The following is a 17546-nucleotide window of genomic DNA, read 5'->3' as shown; positions in this document are numbered from 1 at the left end:
CCGGGGGTTTTTCATTTAAGCAGCGGATTGCTCGGCCGCCTGAAGCCGCTCATCCCGTTTGAAAAACAGCATGTAGAACACGGGCGCGGCGACCATCGTCAAGACGGTAGCAAAGGCCAACCCACCCATAATCGTCACCGCCATCGATACAAAGAACGCATCCGTCAGCAGCGGGGCCATGCCCAGGATCGTGGTGATCGCGGCCAGCATGACCGGGCGCAGACGCGAGATCGAGGCTTCGATGATCGAGTCCTGCAACGGTTTACCGGTCGCGCGGACCAGATCGATTTCCTCAACCAGTACAATGCCATTCTTGATCAGCATCCCCGACAGGCTCAGCAGACCCAAAAGCGCGGTAAAGGTGAAGGGCAACCCGGTGCCCAACAGGCCAATCACCACTCCGTTCACGGACATCGGTACCAACAGCCAGATAATGATCGGTTGACGGATCGCGTTGAACAACAGAACCGAGATCAGCACCATGATCAACAAGCTGAGCGGTAGTTGCCGCCCAAGGCTTTCTTGCGCATCACGAGAGTTCTCAAACTCGCCGCCCCATTCCATTTTATATCCGGGTGGCAGATCAATAGCCTCAATCGCATCTCGAACCTCGGAATGAACCTGGGCAGCCGTAAAGCCGGGCGGGATATCGGCGCCAACCGTGATGGTCAGAACACGATCGCGCCGGTGGACCAACGTGTTCAGCGAGCGGTATTCAAACCCGTCCACCATCTGTTCGATCGGAACAAAACGCTGCGATTGATCGGAATAGACCACCTGATCGACGATCGAATATTCGCCATCGGCCGGGCGACGCAGGATAATCGGGATCAGGCGGTCTCGCTCACGTAGCACGCCTCCGGTGATCCCATCAGTGGAAAACTGCAATGTCGCCGCGATGTCTTCACGCGTCACACCAGCCGTCTGCGCCCGTTCGGTCGCATAGATCGGTTGTACCGCAAGCTCTTGCTCGCGCCAGTCATGAGAGATGTTCAACGCGTTCGGCGATGCGACCGCCATGCGCTGCACCGCATCGTCGGCCAGTTGCCGCAGGATCACCGGGTCGCTGCCCGAAAAGCGTGCCTGGATCGGATCGCCGCCACCGGGTCCAAAGACCAGCCGCTTGGTCCGGAACTCACCTTCGGGGAACTGGACAGAGCCAAACTCTTCCAGATCAGCTTGCAACAGCGGGATGTCCTCCAGCGTTTCTGTACGGATGATCATGTGACCATAGCTTGGGTTCGGGTCCTCAGCCGAATAGGTCAGCATAAACCGCGTGGCCCCCTGCCCGACAAAGGTTGTGACCGAGACGACATCATCCCGCTCAGTCAACCACTCTTCGAACACGGCCATGTCTTCAGCGGTACGGGCGACGGTTGTACCTTGCGGCAGTTTGTAGTGCACGAAGAACAAAGGTGTATTCGAATCCGGGAAAAACTGCTGCTTCACAAGCCCGAAACCGGCGTAGCATGCGACAGTGACTGCAACCAACCCGGCAACAACCAGCCACCTCAACCGCAATGCGCCGCGCAGGATTGATCCGTAGATTCGGAACAAAATCCCGCCATAAGCGTCTACGTCCCCCGCTACGCCCTGTTTGAAGAAATAGTGCCCCAGCATCGGTGTCACGGTGATCGCCAACACCCAGCTGAGCAGAAGCGAGATCCCAATCACCGCGAATAGTGAGAAAAGGAACTCTCCGGTTGCGTCTGAACTCAGGCCGATACCCGCAAAGGCCATGATCCCGATTACCGTCGCACCAAGCAGCGGAATTTGCGTTTTTGAAGCGACCTCTTCCGCCGCGTCGCGAGAGGATTTGCCACGCAGCATGGCAATCTGCATCCCCTCAGCAACAACAATGGCGTTATCGACAAGCATTCCCATCGCAATGATCAATGCGCCAAGCGAAATCCGCTCCATCTCAATCGAGAACATGGACATGAAAAGCAGCGTGCCGACCACAGTCAGCAACAGGGTTGATCCAACCACGATGGCGGCGCGCCAGCCCATGAACAGACCCAACACGGCAACCACAATGGCCACTGACATCGCCAGATTCACCAAAAAGTCATTCGACGCCTGCTCGACCACAACATGCTGCTGATAGATCGGCAGGATGTCGACGCCATAGGGGATCGCTGTATCAAGTTCAGCAAATTTTGCGTCTACGCGTTTGCCAACTTCGACGATGTTCTCAGTCGACAGACCCGCAACGCCGAGCGTGAAGGCTTCGACCCCGTCGAACCGGATGATTACGTCCGGGTCGGTCTGCCGCGCGCGGTAAACGTTGGACATATCAAACAGGTTGATCACCTGCCCCTGAGAGCCAACCGATAGCCCGGCGATAGCGGAAACGCTGTCAGACCCTTCAGCCGTTAGAATCGTGGTACGGTCATCGGCCGACCGCACCGAGCCCGAAGCATTGACGGAATCAGCGTTCGAAATCGCCTCGTTAATCGCCTGAATCGGGACGTTTTGATTGACCGAAATTGCGAGGTCGGGCTCGATAAAGATTGCCTCTTGCGGCAAGCCTTGAACTTCGACATCCGCAACGCCAGAGACGGTCAGCAATTCGCGCCTCAGGAAGGTCGCCAGTTCATGCTTTTCTGCGTCCGAAAACCCCTCGGCTGTGACCGCATAGAACAGACCGAACACATCCCCAAAGCCATCATTGACGAAGGGCTGGTCAACCCCCGAGGGCAGCCCACGCGCCGCATCGCGTATCTTGGCACGCAATCGGGTCCAGACGGCAGGCAATTCGCTGCCATCATAGTTGGATTTGATCTCAACCTCGATCAGGGATCGCCCAGGCTGATTGACTGACGTGATCGTGTCCACCTCACCCATCTGCTGAATGGCCGATTCAAGGGGCTCGGACACTTCCAGCGCCACCTGTTCGGCCGTCGCACCGGGATATTGCGTGACAATGACGGCGTTTTTGATGGTAAAGGCCGGATCTTCCAAGCGACCCAGTGACAGAAATCCCCAGATACCGCCGAACAAGGCAATGAGGATGATCAGCCACGTATAGATAGGCCGGTCAATCGAGGCGCGCGCGATGTTCATATCTCAGCCCCTCAGTTGGCGAAGCCGGAAAAGCGGCGCACCGCCTGACCATCTGTCAGCACGGCCCCTCCTGCGACGACAATCTCATCGCCGCTGGACAAGCCAGTCAGCACCCGAACATCGCCCGACTGGGTTGGCTCGATCATGACAGGCACACGGCGCACGGTGCCCTCATCGGCGCCAGCAGGGGAAAACACCATCACTGAGAGAGCGCCGCTGGCGTCAGCGACAATAGCGGTTGCGGGAATTGTAATGCCCCGATTGTGATCCTGTACCTGCGCAGTCACGGTCACAGAGGACCCGGGTAGAATCTGCAGACCCTCAGGTGGGGTCAGGCCGAACTGAATGCGAAAGGTTTGCCCGACGCTGGAGGATTCGGCATCAAATTCGCGAATCTCCAGCGGGAACACTTCATCGCTGACCGGGAACTTTGCGGTCAGGGCAATGTCATCCTGCTGCCCAGTACGCTGGAACAGGATTTCCGGCACATCCACTTCGATCCGCAGCTCGGACATATCGTGGATGCGCACAATGGGCGTACCCGACGAGACAGTTGTAAAGGCTTCGACCGCGCGGCTGGACACCAGCGCATCGAAGGGAGCGGTTAGGGTTGCATGTTCCAGCTCGTATTCCGCATCGCGCAGGGCGATAGCCGCTAACTGTGCTTCAGTCACGGCGTCATCGACGGCAACCTGGCTGGCAGTTGTTCCGCGCAGGCGTGACAAACGGGCTTCGGTCCGGTCCGCCTGTTCCTTTTGCAGCTTTGCCCGATCCAAACGCAGCTGAAAGGGTTCCTGATCAAGGCGGGCAATCAGCTGGCCCTTGGGGATGACAAACCCTTCGGTGACCGGCATCTCGACAATCTGACCTGACACCTGAAAGGCCAGATCAACGGTTTGCCGCGCCGCGACACGCCCGAAGAACTGGCGCGAAAACCCCGGCATCGTCTCCTGCACCAGCATCAACTTAACTGGCTTGGCGACATCCTGTGCAGCCAGCGGTGACGAAAGAACAGTCAGGGCAAGGCCCAGAGAAGTCAGTAATTTCATTTCTTCAGTCCCTCGGGAATTCCCGTTTTCAGAATGGTATCACGGATTTTGTGCGCCAATTGCGCGAATTGAGCGGTCTCATCCGCATTCAGACCCGACGCGCGGTGGAACAGTGCCCCGGCTTCGGCGACCAGCATATTTCGGGCGCCCTCGCCCTTTGAGGTCAGAACCAACAACCAGGCGCGCCGGTCCATTGGGTCACGCTCCCGCTTGAGGTACCCACCCTTCTCCAACGCATCTGCCGTTGCCGTGATCGTGGACGGAACGGTCAGCATATCAGCCGCCAGAACGCCCATACGCTTGGGTTGATCCAGCTTGATCAACATGTGGCATTCGGGATGGCTAAGCTCTGTTTCGATGCTCTCAAACGCCTCTTCCAGTTTCCAGTACAGGGCATAGACTCCCATTATCGACTGAATTTCAGGACTCAGGCGGCAAAGTCTTTCGCTGACATCTTCTGACAAAGGATTTCTCCACTTAGGTGGCCGCCATATACTTCATTATCTGAACTATTCAAGTTATGAAGCTGCATTAAGACAAGCTCACGCTCATTCCCTTGGGTCAACTCCCCTTGATCAAAACCCCCGGTGACTGCATTTTAGGCGGATTCGAAACTTTCAGGACCCGTCATGCATACGCCCGCCATCACCGGTACCGGTGTTTTCACGCCAGAAAACGTCATCACCAACGCTGAGCTTGTTCAAGCGTTCAACGCCTATGCTGACAAGCAGAACGCGGAAAACGCCGAAGCCATTGCCAATGGTGAGATGGAGCCGATGCAGCATTCATCGGAAGAGTTCATCGTAAAGGCATCCGGCATCGAAAACCGATATGTCATGGACAAAACCGGCGTACTTGATCCGGACAAGATGTACCCAGCACTGCGTCAGCGCAGCGATGATGAACCGGGTATCATGACGGAAATGGCGATCGACGCTTGCAACAAAGCACTGGCGCAGGCCGGGCGCACCGCCGCGGATGTCGATCTGGTCATTTGCGCTGCTTCGAACCACGAACGGGCCTATCCCGCGGTTGCGATTGAAATCCAACAAGCCCTGGGCATTGACGGGTTCGGGTTCGACATGAATGTCGCCTGCTCATCGGCCACATTCGGCATTCAAGCCGCAGCTGACATGGTGCGGTCTGGTTCAATTCGGGCCGCGCTGGTTGTGAACCCTGAGATATGTTCGGGTCATCTGGAATGGCGAGATCGGGATTGCCACTTCATCTTCGGCGACGTGGCAACGGCAACTCTGATCGAACGGATCGAGGACGCACAAGGACCTCATTTCGAGATTCTCTCGACCCGCTGCGCCACAGCATTTTCCAACAACATTCGCAACAACAACGGCTTTCTGCGCCGTTCGCGCCCCGACGGGATGGATGATCGCCGCGACATGCAGTTCATGCAGAACGGTCGCAAGGTCTTCAAGGAAGTGCTGCCCATGGTCAGCAAACATATCAGTGATCACATGAGCGCCGAGGGCGTGGGCAGCGAAGACCTCAAACGTCTCTGGCTGCATCAGGCTAATAAGACCATGAACGATTTTATTGGCAAAAAGGTGCTGGGGCGCGAGCCCGAAGCGGATGAGCAGCCCAATATCCTTCAGGATTATGCCAACACCTCATCTGCCGGTTCGATCATCGCGTTTTCCAAACATTCGGACGACTTGGAAGACGGAGATGTCGGGCTGATCTGTTCGTTTGGCGCTGGCTATTCGGTCGGATCGGTGATCGTAAAACGGCACACCTGACCTAAGACCCCGCCGCATCCTGTACGCGGAAAATCTGGAACACCGCGTCGGCGCTGGTGGGTATCTCCAGCACGTTTTCTGGCAGCTTGCCCTGGATTATACCTGCCGGGAACCCATCGCCGTCCGAGACGCTGGACCAATAGGTGGCGCGTGGGTGCGATTTGCAGATCAATATGTAGTCCGCACCCAGTTCGTTAAGACGCGGGCCGGCACCAACCGATTCGGACCGGAACAAGTCAATCTGCGCCAGCATACCGGCCTTGTTCCGATGGTAGTTCCCCGCCAAAACCGAGTGATCCGTATGCCGCAGGATCTGAGCGGCATAGTCGAAATCAGCGATTATGAAGCCCGGCTCAAGCTCCTGCAGCGGACGAATGGCCTGCTGGGTGTTACATTCAAAAGCCGGTGCCGCTGTTTGCTCAGCCCCCGCTACGTTCGAGGTCACTTGAGGCGCTATACGATCCTCAATCGCGGAACCCGTTTTCGGCGACATGAAGACGACAAACAGAATCATCAGAATCCCAAGGGCCGAACGGCCCTCGGCCCTATATCTGCGATACAACACGGCCAGAACCTGCGCCTGCACGGCAACCAATGACATGGTCAGGAACGTCATCAGTCGGGACTGATACAAGAACAGAACAAGCCCTGCAGCAATCAGGCACAGAAACAGAGTGTATTCGATTTTCGCATCGCTCCTTCGGATGAACATCACAGATGCAAGGATCAGGAAAATCGATATCAGGATCAGGGCGATCGTCTCACCTGCATGTCTTTGCAGAACCACCAGAACGTTCTGTGACTCGGTGATCTGGCTAAGCCAGAATTGCCTGATGGCCAGCGGCATTTGATCAATTGGGTTTCCAAGACAATAGGGTGCATAAACATACGCCGCAAACACCGCGACGGCTGCAACCAACACAAGGCTTGTGAAACGCCCCCAGACAGCGCTTTGTGAGGTTAAGGCAGCCGCAACAAGCAATCCCAGCGCAGCCAGGCTAAGTGGTAATGCGACGCTGAGCGTCAGAGCATCGCAGCCTGGATAGAAGAAACTGGTGCGGCTGGCCGTCGCAAGGATTGCCACGAGCAAAGTCGCCAAAATCCCAAGGCACATCGCGATGGTTCTGCGCCGGGCCTCGGACCCCGTCAGGGCCCAGTCGAGCGCTGCAAAAACTGTGATCAAGGCGATCTGTGCCAGCGACTCAGTGCCGATCGACAGAGACAGTGCCAGACACGTGCCCAACCACAACCCGGCGTACCGCCTGTCTTGCCGTTGCGCAAAGAACATTAACGCCGCGGCAAACAGCAGAATCTGCAAACCGTGGTGATCAAAGGAATACTGATCGAACTTGCCTGAGTTCAGCAGGGCCAAAACGCCAAAAAGCAGCGCTGCAACCGCCCCTTCACGCCCGCCCAACGCGCCGCCTGTGGCTGCAAAAGCCCAAAGGGTGAGCCCCGCCAGCAAGGTAGGCCAGACAAAGCCGGTAACCGCAAAGGCGGCTTCAGACGGAAAGAACAGAGCACTGAGTTCATATAGTGCCAGAATCGGTGCATCCACGAACCGGGACCAATGCATCAGCGTCCCCTCGCCTGGACCCAAACGATGCTGATAGGGGTCGAACCACCCCTGCCCGTTCCGCAAATCCTGAACCGAGACCCAGCGCATGAAGTCATCCGGCCCTTCAATCGGGCCCGCCAAAGTCATCAAGGCGACAAGGATCACCAAAGCAAACCAGTACAGGCGGAAAACCAACCTGTCGGACAGGATGCTATACGCCTCATGCCGTGTGTTCATTTTGGATTGCCTTTGACCGACCTGTCTTGGACGCTTTCATATCGACCAGAAATGACGGAATTGAGGCACCAGGCATCCGCACCAGAGCCTTGACGCATCACAGGGCTTGGGCCCTTGCTCAGCTGACGCTTTCTTCTTCCAGATGCAACTTCATCTCGATCAGAACCTGTTGTAGAAGGCTGGTTTCTTTCAGCAAACGCTTGGCTTCGTTCACGGTGATGATACCGTCTTCGATGGCGGCCTGGTATTCTGTCATCAGCATCGCAAAACGCTGGCTCAGGGCTATGACATCCGAGTTTACGCCGCCAGTACGAGGTGCATCAGTATTACGTCCATCATAGGACAGCGTGATGTTTTTGAGATCAGCCAACGCCGATGTGACATGTGGATAGGATGCGGCGTTTTCAAGTCGGGCGACCGCATCCACGGGCATGAACCGGTCGGCATGTTCCGCGTTGTCGGAATAATACCGGCCAAGTGTCGCCTTGGATTTTCCGGTAATCTCACAGGCCGCTTCGATTCCCACGTCTTTGACCAGCGCCTCGGTGTGTTTCTTCAGATAAGCCCCGATATCTGCCATTGTTTTACCTTTGTTACCTGCATCCGCTGTTCCACCGCCAGTATTGGGGGAAAGCGCCGGGAAATTTCCCATAACAGAGTCATAATTGAAATGTCATACATTGGCTATCCCTCAGATATGCGGGGGATTTTGTGAGTGAGTGGCGGCAGTTCCTGCCGGTAACGAGTGAACGTGAGGCAAGATTATTGGGTCTCACGCTGTTCAGGCCTAATGAAGGCCGATAGCGTCGCTGTTGTAGGCGCAGGGGTTCCATCCCCAAAGAGCCTGTGCTCGACCTTTGCAACTGCAATGGCGGCGTCTATTTTTTCAGGTGTTTTTTGAAGCCTTGTTCCGTCCGCCGATGCGATTTAGACCCGGCTCATGGCAAAGCTGTATTTTAACTATTCAACCATGAACGCGGGCAAATCGACCGTGTTGCTGCAGGCCTCGCACAACTATCGTGAGCGCGGCATGGAAACTTATCTGATGACGGCAGCCGTTGACGGGCGCGACGGCCAGGGACGTATCGCATCGCGTATCGGGATTTCGGAACAGGCAGACACCTTTCGACCCGATGATGATGTGTTTGTGATGATTGATGCCCGCCTAAAACGCGGCGCCGTCGCCTGTGTGTTTATTGATGAGGCTCAGTTTTTGTCTGAGGATCAAGTCTGGCAACTGGCCCGCGCCGTCGATGACCTGAATGTCCCGGTTCTGGCCTACGGGTTGCGCGTCGACTTTCAGGGTAAGTTGTTTCCCGGCTCTGCCGCTCTATTGGCCCTGGCCGATGAAATGCGCGAGGTTCGCACCATCTGCAAATGCGGGCGCAAAGCCACTATGGTGATTCGTCAGGACGCGAACGGCAACGCAATCACCGAAGGCGCGCAGGTGCAGATCGGCGGGAATGAGACCTATGTCTCACTTTGCCGCAAACACTGGCGCGAGGCTGTCGGCGACTAGTTTCAGACACAGACCCAAAGTGTGTTCAGTGCATACGGCCGCCCAAAGGAACCTTCCCATCCGGTCCGATCAGCATGATCTCACCGCTTTCATCTGGCAGACCCAGAACCAGAACTTCGGACATAAATTTGCCAATCTGGCGCGGCGGAAAATTGACCACGGCCATGACCTGCTTGCCCACCAAAGTAGCGGGATCGTAATGGGCTGTGATCTGGGCCGAGGTTTTTCGCTCACCAATCTCATCACCAAAATCGATCCACATCTTGATCGCGGGCTTGCGGGCCTCGGGATAGGGTTCGGCACGGATGACCTCACCAACCCGGATATCCACTTTAAGAAAATCATCAAAGCTGATTTCACGCACGAGATAATTCCTTTGACCGGTCCGTCGCGGCTTTGACCGCGCGGTGCAGAAGATCGGGGAAGCCGTCCTTTTCATCCATCAACACCTTAAGCGCAGCCTGAGTGGTGCCGTTGGGTGAGGTGACGTTGACGCGTAGCTGCGTCGGGCCGTCTTCGGCAGCGATGGCAAGCGCCCCTGCCCCGGCAACCGTAGACTTGGCCAGTTTCATGGCCAGATCATCCGGCAACCCTTGCGCTGCACCCGCAGCCGCCAGTGTTTCAATCAAATGGAACACATAGGCCGGACCTGAACCGCTGACACCGGTGACCGCATCAATCTGCGCCTCTTCCGACAGTCGGACGGTTTCACCAATCGCGGCAAGAAGGTCCTCGGCCAGTTTCTGTTCCTCCTCGCTTACATGCGCATTGCCAATCATCGCCGTGATCCCCCGCCGGATCGCCGCCGGTGTGTTGGGCATGGCGCGAATGATCGGGGTGCCTGCGCCCAAAACACTCTCGAATGTTGCAATCGACGTACCCGCGGCGACAGACACGAACAGGCTGCCACCACCGCCCAGCACCTGAATGGCAGGCAGAGCATCCCCCATCATCTGCGGTTTAACGGCAACCAGAACAACAGCAGGCGCGTTCGGCAATGTGGTGTTGATATGAACGCCCTGCGCCCGCAGCCAATCTGAGGGATAAGGATCGATCACCCAAACGGATGAAGCGGGCAGACCGTGTTCCAGCCAACCCGCCAACATCGCGGACCCCATCTTTCCGCAACCCAAAAGCACCAGGCCGTTTTCGGCCACGCGCGACATGTCCATGATTGCCCCTCCCCTTACATATCGGTTCGGGGCAAAGCTTTACGCCCGGCCGTAGGCCTCTGCAATGGCAACCTGTATCGCATCTTCCGGATCGCGATTGCCCCATGTGACCAGTTGAATTGCGGGGTAGTAGCGTTCAGCGCTCATGACCGCAGCTGAGATAATGGTGTTGATCTGATCCGGGCTGGCCATCTGGCCACCAGCCAGAACCAGGCCATAACGGTAAACCATCAGCTTCTGGTTTGCCCAGTAGGTAAACGCACCCGCCCAGCACTGATCGTTCATCTTGTTCAGCAGCTCATAAAGCTCACTCTCACGCTCGGATGGGGGTTCCATCTCGAACGAACAGACCATGCGCAGTGTTTCGTCATAGTTCGACCAGGCCAGCGTGATTGAATATGTCCGCCACTGTCCTTCAACCGCCATGGCGATCTGGTCGTCACCGATGCGATCAAAATCCCAGTCGTGATGTTCGGCCAGGTGCTCAACAATATCGATTGGATGAAGGTCTTCTTCGAGAAACTGCTCGGAAAGGGCCATAATGCCACCTCACTAATCTCTAGCATGTTGGGGCTGGCAGCGCCCCAGCGCTAGTTGCCTGCTCTACAAGCCGGGCTTCCCCCGTAGGCCTGTACTAAATATGGTGCGACGCGAGGCGAGTTCTGGCAACCCTATTTCTTGGGGATAACAGCAATAAGTTGTGGACAGCTGGCAACGACGATCAAAATATTGGCGTTAGATGCAGCTTTGTCTTGATTAAATCCTGCAAGGCGGCAAGATACACAGCACCGCACAAACCGGGAAAGGTCTGCGCGGTGCTCGGTGTTTTCAGAAAATCAAACGTGTGGGCGCTATTTGTCCAGTTTCGCCTCAAGCGCGGCGATGCGGGCTTCGAGCGCCGTGTTCTCCTCGCGCGCTTTCTGAGCCATCGCGCGCACCGCATCAAACTCTTCCCGCGTTACGAAATCCCGGTCTGCCAGCCAGCGGTCCAGCATTGATTTCATCGCGTTCTCGGCCTCTTCCCGCGCGCCCTGCGCCACGCCCATGGCGTTGGTCATCAACTGAGAGACATCGTCGAGGATCTTGTTGCGGGTTTGCATGGCTTTACTCCGATAACGCTGTTGCTCTCTATATGGGGGATGATTGGCGCAGGCTCAAGGTTGACTTGCCATGCAAACCCCGGGCAATGAGACGCACATGCAGGCTGTTCTGAATTTCCCCGATCTGTCACCCGAACTCTTCTCGATCTCATTGTTCGGGATGGAGTTCGCTCTGAGGTGGTACGCATTGGCCTATATCGCGGGCATCCTGATCGCCTGGCGAATGGCTGTCATTGCCTTGCGGCGGCCTGCATTGTGGCGCAACGATGCACCGCCGATGCAGCCCGAACAGTTGGAGGACCTGATGACCTGGATCATTCTAGGCGTCATCCTCGGTGGGCGCCTTGGCTTCGTTCTGTTTTATCAACCAGCCTACTACCTAGCGCACCCGGTGGATATTCTGAAAGTCTGGCAGGGCGGCATGGCCTTTCATGGCGGTCTGTTGGGGGTCATCCTTGCCTCTTATCTCTATGCGCGTCGTCATGCCCTACCGATCCTGTCGCTGGGCGATCTGGTGGCCTATACGGTGCCGCCCGGCCTGTTGCTGGGACGTTTGGCCAATTTCACCAACGCCGAATTATGGGGCCGCCCGAGCGAGCTGCCCTGGGCTGTGATCTTCCCCGGCACCGCCGCGCAGGATTGCCCAGGCGTCGTTGCGGGCTTTTGCGCGCGTCATCCATCGCAGCTTTACGAAGCCGCGCTTGAAGGGTTGATCTTGGGTGCCGTACTTCTTTGGCTGGTCTATCGCCGCGGTGCCTTTCGAAAACCCGGCCTGATCATGGGCGTATTCCTCGCGGGCTATGGCGCCTCACGGTTCATTGTCGAATTCTTTCGGCAACCAGATGCTCAGTTCGTCTCACCCGGCAACCCGCTGGGCCTGGCCTGGCATGTCGGAGGCTACGGTCTGACAATGGGTCAGGCATTATCGCTTCCGATGATCGCAATTGGCCTGTGGTTTGCCCTGCGTGTCCGGCGGGTGGCATGACGCTAAAGGACCATCTGATCGGTCGCATTCACCATGATGGCCCGATGAGCGTGGCTGACTTCATGTCTGAATGCCTGCTGCATCCCACGCTGGGTTACTACAGCACGCGCGACCCGTTTGGGGCGCAAGGGGATTTCATTACCGCCCCCGAGATCAGTCAGATGTTCGGAGAACTGATCGGTCTGTCACTTGCACAAAGCTGGATGGATCAAGGTTGCCCGAGCCCGTTTACATTGGCCGAGCTTGGCCCCGGACGCGGGACTTTGATGTCCGATATACTGCGCGCCACCCGGCAGGTTCCAGGGTTTCACGAAGCAGCACAGATGTATCTGGTCGAAGCTTCGCCCGCGCTTAGACAGGTTCAGGCGAAAACGCTGGGCCAGTACACGCCCAATTGGATCGGCGCTACCACCGAACTGCCCGAACAGCCCCTGTACCTGGTCGCTAATGAGTTCTTTGACGCCCTGCCCATTCGCCAGTTCATCCGAGAGGGCGAAGGTTGGCGCGAACGACGGATTGGCGTGACTGAAGGCGGTCTTGCATTCGGTCTGGGACCTAATGCGCCTCAGATTGCCTTGAACGACAGGCTCGGCGACACAAAGGATGGCGACCTTGTCGAAATATGCGTGGCCGCAACCCCAATCGTGACGGATATCGCCACCCGGACAGCTTCCCATGGCGGAGTGACTTTGATCATCGACTACGGCGATTGGCGCTCGCTGGGCGATACGCTGCAAGCCGTGAAAGCGCATGAGAAAACCAAACCATTGGACGATCCGGGGCAATCCGATCTGACCGCGCATGTCGATTTTGAGCGGCTGGCAATGGCCGCCCGTGCTTCAGGATGCGCGCATACCCGGCTGACGCCACAAGGCGTGTTTCTGGAACGATTGGGGATCACCGCACGCACGCAGGCATTGATAAAAAACCTGAACGTGCCAGAGCAGAAACGCCTTATCAGCGCACATCGCCGGTTGACGCATCCTGATGAAATGGGAAACCTGTTCAAAGTGCTGGGCCTGTACCCTGCACAATCAGCACCACCGCCGGGACTGGAGCCATGACACTGGAAATCTTGACCTCCGACATGCTGTCGCCCGTGCGGCACGGGTTCTTTACACGACGAGGCGGCGCGTCTTCTGGTATCTTTGCCGGTTTGAATTGCGGGCACGGATCGTCGGATCAGACACAAGCTGTTGCGCTGAACCGAAACAGGGTCGCGGCAGCCATGGAAGTGACGCCTGAGCGGCTGATTGGCATTCATCAGGTCCATTCACCAACCGTTCTGACAATTGATGCGCCGTTACAGGGTGAGAAACCCAAAGCTGATGCAGTTGTTACCGCGGCCCCCGATCTTGCGCTGACCATACTGACGGCCGATTGCCAACCGGTTCTCTTTGCCGATCCCGAGGCTAAAGTGATCGGTGCCGCCCATGCCGGATGGCGTGGGGCGCTGGACGGCGTGCTGGAAGCGACGCTTGACGCAATGGAGGCGTTGGGGGCGCAACGTGCAAACATCCGCGCCGCAATCGGACCATCCATCTCGCAGCGCGCCTACGAAGTCGGCCCCGAGTTTCTGGATGATTTTCTGGCAGAGTCCCCGAATAACAGCCGTTTCTTTGCAAATGGGCAGGAAGATCGGATGCAATTTGACCTGCCAGCATTTGGGCTTCACCGGCTGCGCCAGGCGGGCGTTGGCCAGGCCGAATGGACCCGGCATTGCACCTATTCCGACCCTGACCGGTTCTATTCTTACCGACGCGCAACCCATTCGAAAGAAGCGGATTACGGCCGTTTGATTTCTGCGATCCGGTTATAGAAATAGTTCCAATTAAGGCGAAATCGCCACCTTTCCGCCACAATCATTGTGTTTATCTGAAGGCAGAATCGTAGTGTTTTTGCCAGTGTTCAGATCGTTACCTGACATCCACACAAGTGGACTCTGGCGCTTCAAATTGGAGGAGTTGCCAAACTTCACTTTCAGTCCTGATTTTATCCCGGATAAGCCACAACTCTGCCGCAAAACGGCGTGATCTTGGCTGCACAAGGGAAAAAGGGCAGCAAGCCCTATCAATACAGGATCAGAGAATGAAATCGAAAACTCGCTTTCTAAACGCGGTCTTAGCCGCGGCGCAGGACCAGAAACTGGAAATGCCATGGAAACGGGTTTCAAGCCATTCTGTCAGGGTCGCCCGCCGGTTGATGGCGCGACGCTGAACCAGAAAACCACCAGGACCAAGCTGCCGGTCCTGCGTTGGAGTGCGTATCGGGAATGCTTCGGCCCGGTGACGTGGGATCGCCATACAACAGCGATCCTTTGTTCAGGAGTGTGTGTGCGGGCAATTTGCGCCCGCAAAGTACGAGTTTGCCTGGGGGGTCAATGTGTTGACCAATGGAAAGCGAAGGATTTGTCGCTGTGCACCGCCGTCATTGGCAGTGTCCAAGGGTTCCTCATTTATTTCAGGGCAAAGAACTATTCCGTTGGACGGGCCTGTACGGGGGTATGCCTCGTCTGTTCGGAGATTAGAAAGGAAGGAATATAAGTGACTATTCCTAGCTCACTGGCCCGTGCGGCCCGCAATGCGGTTGATACATCCGCGTTGCTGCGCGAGGTTCCAAGACAAGCATCAAAGCCAAAGGCGCAATTGCGCCGGTATGAGGTAAGCACTCTGCTCGACAATGGGGATGTCGCGCAAACACGCCATATCGCACCAGCATTGCCCATGTTCGAAGACGCATTTTGCGCCTTCTCGCGTGGATCGCTGGTGGAAACCGAACATGGCCCTATGGCTATTGAAGACCTTATGCCGGGAGATACCGTCCTTACACAGGATGGAACCTCGGAAACCGTGGTCTGGAAAGGGTCAGTCACTCTGATCCCAGGGCGCGAAGATTCGTATGGGCGCACACGTCCTCTGACACGGATCATGGCGGATACGTTCGGCATGCAGAAGCCTTTGTCCGGTGTGATCGCTGGCCCGGCGGCGCGATTGCTGGGCACGCCGGGACATCTGCGGCACATTTATGGGGACGGGCCGGTTCTGACACCAGCGTCAGAGTTTCAGGACGGCATGAACGTCATTGAAACAATGCCGCCAACTCCGGTAGAGTTGTTTCACATTTGCCTGAAGAAGCATTCGGTCATTCGCGTTGATGGGTTGCAGTTTGAAACCTATCATCCTGGGGTAAACGCGGTTCGTTTGATCAGCCATTCCCTACGGTCGATTTATTTGAATCTGTTCGCGCATGTCGAAACACTGAACGATTTTGGCCCGTTGCTGATGCCGCGCGCCGGAGACGGAGAGGTCGACGCTCTGACGGCGTGAAGTTTATATACTACTGCAGAGCGGGGGCATCATGCAGATTTTACTAAGCTGGATTGTATCCTTGGCGGTGGCGGCAATGCTGCCACCCTGCCAGCCACATCCAAAACAAACGCGGTTCACGCGGTACGGTTCATACGCTCTTCCAGAACGTCGAATGGTACGCCTGGCTCGTCTTTTGCGCCTCGGATAACAAGCGAGGTTTTTACGCTGGCCACATTCGGCGTGGTCAGCAGTTCACCCGTCAGGAATTGCTGAAAGCTGCTGAGGTCGGGGGCGACGCATTTCAGAATGAAATCCACCTCGCCGTTGAGCATGTGGCATTCACGGACCAGCGGCCATTCCCGGCAACGTTCTTCGAATGCGCGCAGTTCGGATTCAGCCTGACTGTCCAGGCCGACCATGGCAAAAACTTGAACTTCAAATCCCAATTCACGCGCGTTTACCGCTGCGTGGTAGCTGTTGATGTAGCCTGAGTCTTCCAAAGTGCGCACACGGCGCAGACACGGCGGCGCTGAAATACCGACACGTTTGGCAAGCTCAACATTGGTCATCCGACCGTCAGCCTGCAGCTCTGCCAGAATCTTGCGATCAATCTCATCCAGCCGTGTGGTGACCATAAAGTGCTCCTGATTTTTCGGTTCTTATATCAGCACCCTCCGCTTGCGCAATAATCTTTCGCTGTTGCGCAATATTCTTTGTTTTCAGATCGCAACTACCACCAAGCCCCTGCCCCGTTCGTGAACAGGAAAGGGCTTTAAGCCCTGCGCGCACGCCGCTATATCGGTGCGACGGGCGAAACGCCCAAGTCAGGCAGTTCGAGCGGGGGTACCATGGCCGAGACACGACACACCAAGGTTCTGATCATCGGATCGGGACCTGCAGGATATACCGCAGGCGTTTATGCCAGCCGGGCCATGTTGGAACCCATTCTGGTGCAAGGTATCGAACCGGGTGGTCAGCTGACCACCACGACCGAGGTCGAGAACTGGCCCGGCGATACCGAGGTTCAGGGCCCTGATCTGATGGTACGCATGCAGGATCATGCCAAAGCCATGGGCTGTGAGGTGATCGGCGATATCATTAGCGATCTGGACCTCAGCAAGCGCCCCTTTACCGCCAAGGGGGACAGCGGCACCATCTATACCGCGGATGCGGTTATTCTGGCCACAGGCGCTCGCGCCAAATGGCTTGGTCTGCCATCGGAAGAGAAATTCAAGGGCTTTGGCGTCTCGGCCTGCGCAACCTGCGACGGTTTCTTCTATCGCGGGCAAGAGATCGTTGTGATCGGCGGCGGCAACACGGCCGTGGAAGAGGCTTTGTTCCTGACTAACTTTGCCAGCAAAGTGACCCTGATCCACCGCCGGGATGAGTTGCGCGCCGAGAAAATCCTGCAAGATCGCCTGTTCAAGAACGAAAAGATCGAACCCCTTTGGTTCCACCAATTGGAAGAAGTCGTTGGTACGGATGCGCCACTGGGTGTTGAAGGCGTTCGGGTCAAAAACGTACAGACAGGGGACATTACCGAGATCCCTTGCAAAGGTGTTTTCGTCGCCATCGGCCACGCACCCGCCAATGAGTTGGTCAAAGACACACTGGAAACACACATGGGCGGCTATGTCGTGACCAAGCCGGGCTCGACCGAAACCTCAATCCCAGGCGTGTTTGCTGCGGGCGATCTGACCGATCACATCTACCGCCAGGCCGTCACCAGCGCGGGCATGGGCTGCATGGCCGCCCTGGATGCCGAGCGTTTTCTGGCCGAACAGGAATAGAAAGGCGC

At 56.7% G+C, this 17546-nt stretch carries 18 protein-coding genes; 8 read left to right on the top strand and 10 right to left on the bottom strand.

From position 1 onward, the window contains the following. Nucleotides 1–15: 15 nt before the first annotated feature. Genes ACR0JE_RS08355 through ACR0JE_RS08345 form a run of 3 tightly spaced genes read right to left on the bottom strand, consistent with a single transcriptional unit; the run spans nt 16 to nt 4522 of the window. The gene (locus tag ACR0JE_RS08355) at nt 16–3066 is read right to left on the bottom strand and encodes an efflux RND transporter permease subunit (RefSeq protein WP_480863857.1); all 3051 of its coding nucleotides are present in this window, start codon (nt 3064–3066) and stop codon (nt 16–18) included. Nucleotides 3067–3077: 11 nt separating this feature from the next. Continuing rightward, the gene (locus ACR0JE_RS08350) at nt 3078–4115 is read right to left on the bottom strand and encodes an efflux RND transporter periplasmic adaptor subunit (RefSeq protein WP_480863856.1); all 1038 of its coding nucleotides are present in this window, start codon (nt 4113–4115) and stop codon (nt 3078–3080) included. Continuing rightward, nucleotides 4112–4522, bottom strand: a complete 411-nt coding sequence (locus ACR0JE_RS08345) for a MarR family winged helix-turn-helix transcriptional regulator (RefSeq protein ID WP_480863855.1) — start codon at nt 4520–4522, stop codon at nt 4112–4114. The genes ACR0JE_RS08350 and ACR0JE_RS08345 overlap by 4 nt, the downstream gene beginning before the upstream one ends. Before the next feature lie 222 nt (nt 4523–4744). Between ACR0JE_RS08345 and ACR0JE_RS08340 the strand changes: the two genes are divergently transcribed. Then, nucleotides 4745–5869 carry a beta-ketoacyl-ACP synthase III gene (locus tag ACR0JE_RS08340; RefSeq protein WP_480863854.1) on the top strand — a complete coding sequence of 375 codons (1125 nt, stop codon included), beginning with the start codon at nt 4745–4747 and terminating at the stop codon, nt 5867–5869. A gap of 1 nt (nt 5870) precedes the next feature. Here ACR0JE_RS08340 and ACR0JE_RS08335 read toward each other — a convergent pair whose 3' ends face one another. After that, entirely contained in the window at nt 5871–7664 is a 1794-nt protein-coding gene (locus ACR0JE_RS08335; protein ID WP_480863853.1) for a hypothetical protein, read from the bottom strand. 118 nt (nt 7665–7782) lie between these two features. Further along, a complete protein-coding gene (locus ACR0JE_RS08330) occupies nt 7783–8244 on the bottom strand; it encodes a hypothetical protein (protein ID WP_170536584.1) in 462 nt (153 codons plus the stop codon). 360 nt (nt 8245–8604) lie between these two features. On the opposite strand from ACR0JE_RS08330, the gene ACR0JE_RS08325 reads away from it, so the two are divergent. After that, entirely contained in the window at nt 8605–9183 is a 579-nt protein-coding gene (locus ACR0JE_RS08325) for a thymidine kinase (RefSeq protein ID WP_480544189.1), read from the top strand. 25 nt (nt 9184–9208) lie between these two features. Here the strand turns inward: ACR0JE_RS08325 and ACR0JE_RS08320 are convergent, their stop codons facing one another. The 4 genes from ACR0JE_RS08320 to ACR0JE_RS08305 form a co-directional block, all read right to left on the bottom strand. Continuing rightward, complete coding sequence (locus ACR0JE_RS08320) at nt 9209–9547, bottom strand: tRNA-binding protein (protein ID WP_353010469.1); 339 nt, start codon at nt 9545–9547, stop codon at nt 9209–9211. Next, the gene (gene proC, locus ACR0JE_RS08315) at nt 9540–10355 is read right to left on the bottom strand and encodes a pyrroline-5-carboxylate reductase (RefSeq protein WP_480548853.1); all 816 of its coding nucleotides are present in this window, start codon (nt 10353–10355) and stop codon (nt 9540–9542) included. The genes ACR0JE_RS08320 and proC overlap by 8 nt, the downstream gene beginning before the upstream one ends. Before the next feature lie 39 nt (nt 10356–10394). Further along, nucleotides 10395–10895, bottom strand: coding sequence for a type III secretion system chaperone family protein (locus ACR0JE_RS08310; RefSeq protein WP_480863852.1), 501 nt, complete (start codon nt 10893–10895; stop codon nt 10395–10397). A 311-nt stretch (nt 10896–11206) separates the two neighbouring features. Next, nucleotides 11207–11455 carry an accessory factor UbiK family protein gene (locus ACR0JE_RS08305; RefSeq protein WP_353010465.1) on the bottom strand — a complete coding sequence of 83 codons (249 nt, stop codon included), beginning with the start codon at nt 11453–11455 and terminating at the stop codon, nt 11207–11209. Nucleotides 11456–11552: 97 nt separating this feature from the next. Between ACR0JE_RS08305 and lgt the strand changes: the two genes are divergently transcribed. The 5 genes from lgt (at nt 11553) to ACR0JE_RS08280 (ending at nt 15766) form a co-directional block, all read left to right on the top strand. After that, entirely contained in the window at nt 11553–12440 is an 888-nt protein-coding gene (lgt, locus tag ACR0JE_RS08300) for a prolipoprotein diacylglyceryl transferase (RefSeq protein WP_480863851.1), read from the top strand. Continuing rightward, entirely contained in the window at nt 12437–13504 is a 1068-nt protein-coding gene (locus ACR0JE_RS08295; protein ID WP_480863850.1) for a class I SAM-dependent methyltransferase, read from the top strand. Before lgt ends, ACR0JE_RS08295 begins: the two co-directional genes overlap by 4 nt. Beyond that, on the top strand, nt 13501–14259 hold the full coding sequence (gene pgeF, locus ACR0JE_RS08290) for a peptidoglycan editing factor PgeF (RefSeq protein ID WP_480863849.1): 759 nt from the start codon (nt 13501–13503) through the stop codon (nt 14257–14259). Before ACR0JE_RS08295 ends, pgeF begins: the two co-directional genes overlap by 4 nt. Before the next feature lie 269 nt (nt 14260–14528). Next, nucleotides 14529–14657, top strand: coding sequence for a hypothetical protein (locus ACR0JE_RS08285; protein WP_480548849.1), 129 nt, complete (start codon nt 14529–14531; stop codon nt 14655–14657). 326 nt (nt 14658–14983) lie between these two features. Further along, a complete protein-coding gene (locus tag ACR0JE_RS08280; protein ID WP_480863848.1) occupies nt 14984–15766 on the top strand; it encodes a Hint domain-containing protein in 783 nt (260 codons plus the stop codon). A 116-nt stretch (nt 15767–15882) separates the two neighbouring features. On the opposite strand, the gene ACR0JE_RS08275 is transcribed toward ACR0JE_RS08280, so the two are convergent. Further along, nucleotides 15883–16383 (bottom strand): Lrp/AsnC family transcriptional regulator, encoded by a 501-nt coding sequence (locus ACR0JE_RS08275; protein WP_170536272.1) that lies wholly within the window; start codon nt 16381–16383, stop codon nt 15883–15885. 213 nt (nt 16384–16596) lie between these two features. Here ACR0JE_RS08275 and trxB point away from each other — a divergent pair, with 213 nt between their 5' ends. Continuing rightward, the gene (gene trxB / locus ACR0JE_RS08270; protein ID WP_480828016.1) at nt 16597–17538 is read left to right on the top strand and encodes a thioredoxin-disulfide reductase; all 942 of its coding nucleotides are present in this window, start codon (nt 16597–16599) and stop codon (nt 17536–17538) included. Nucleotides 17539–17546 lie beyond the last annotated feature (8 nt).

The sequence above is a fragment of the Ruegeria sp. H3 genome, from assembly GCF_056533095.1.
Note: the sequence above shows the minus strand (reverse complement) of the source record. Positions and strands in the feature narration are given on the sequence as shown.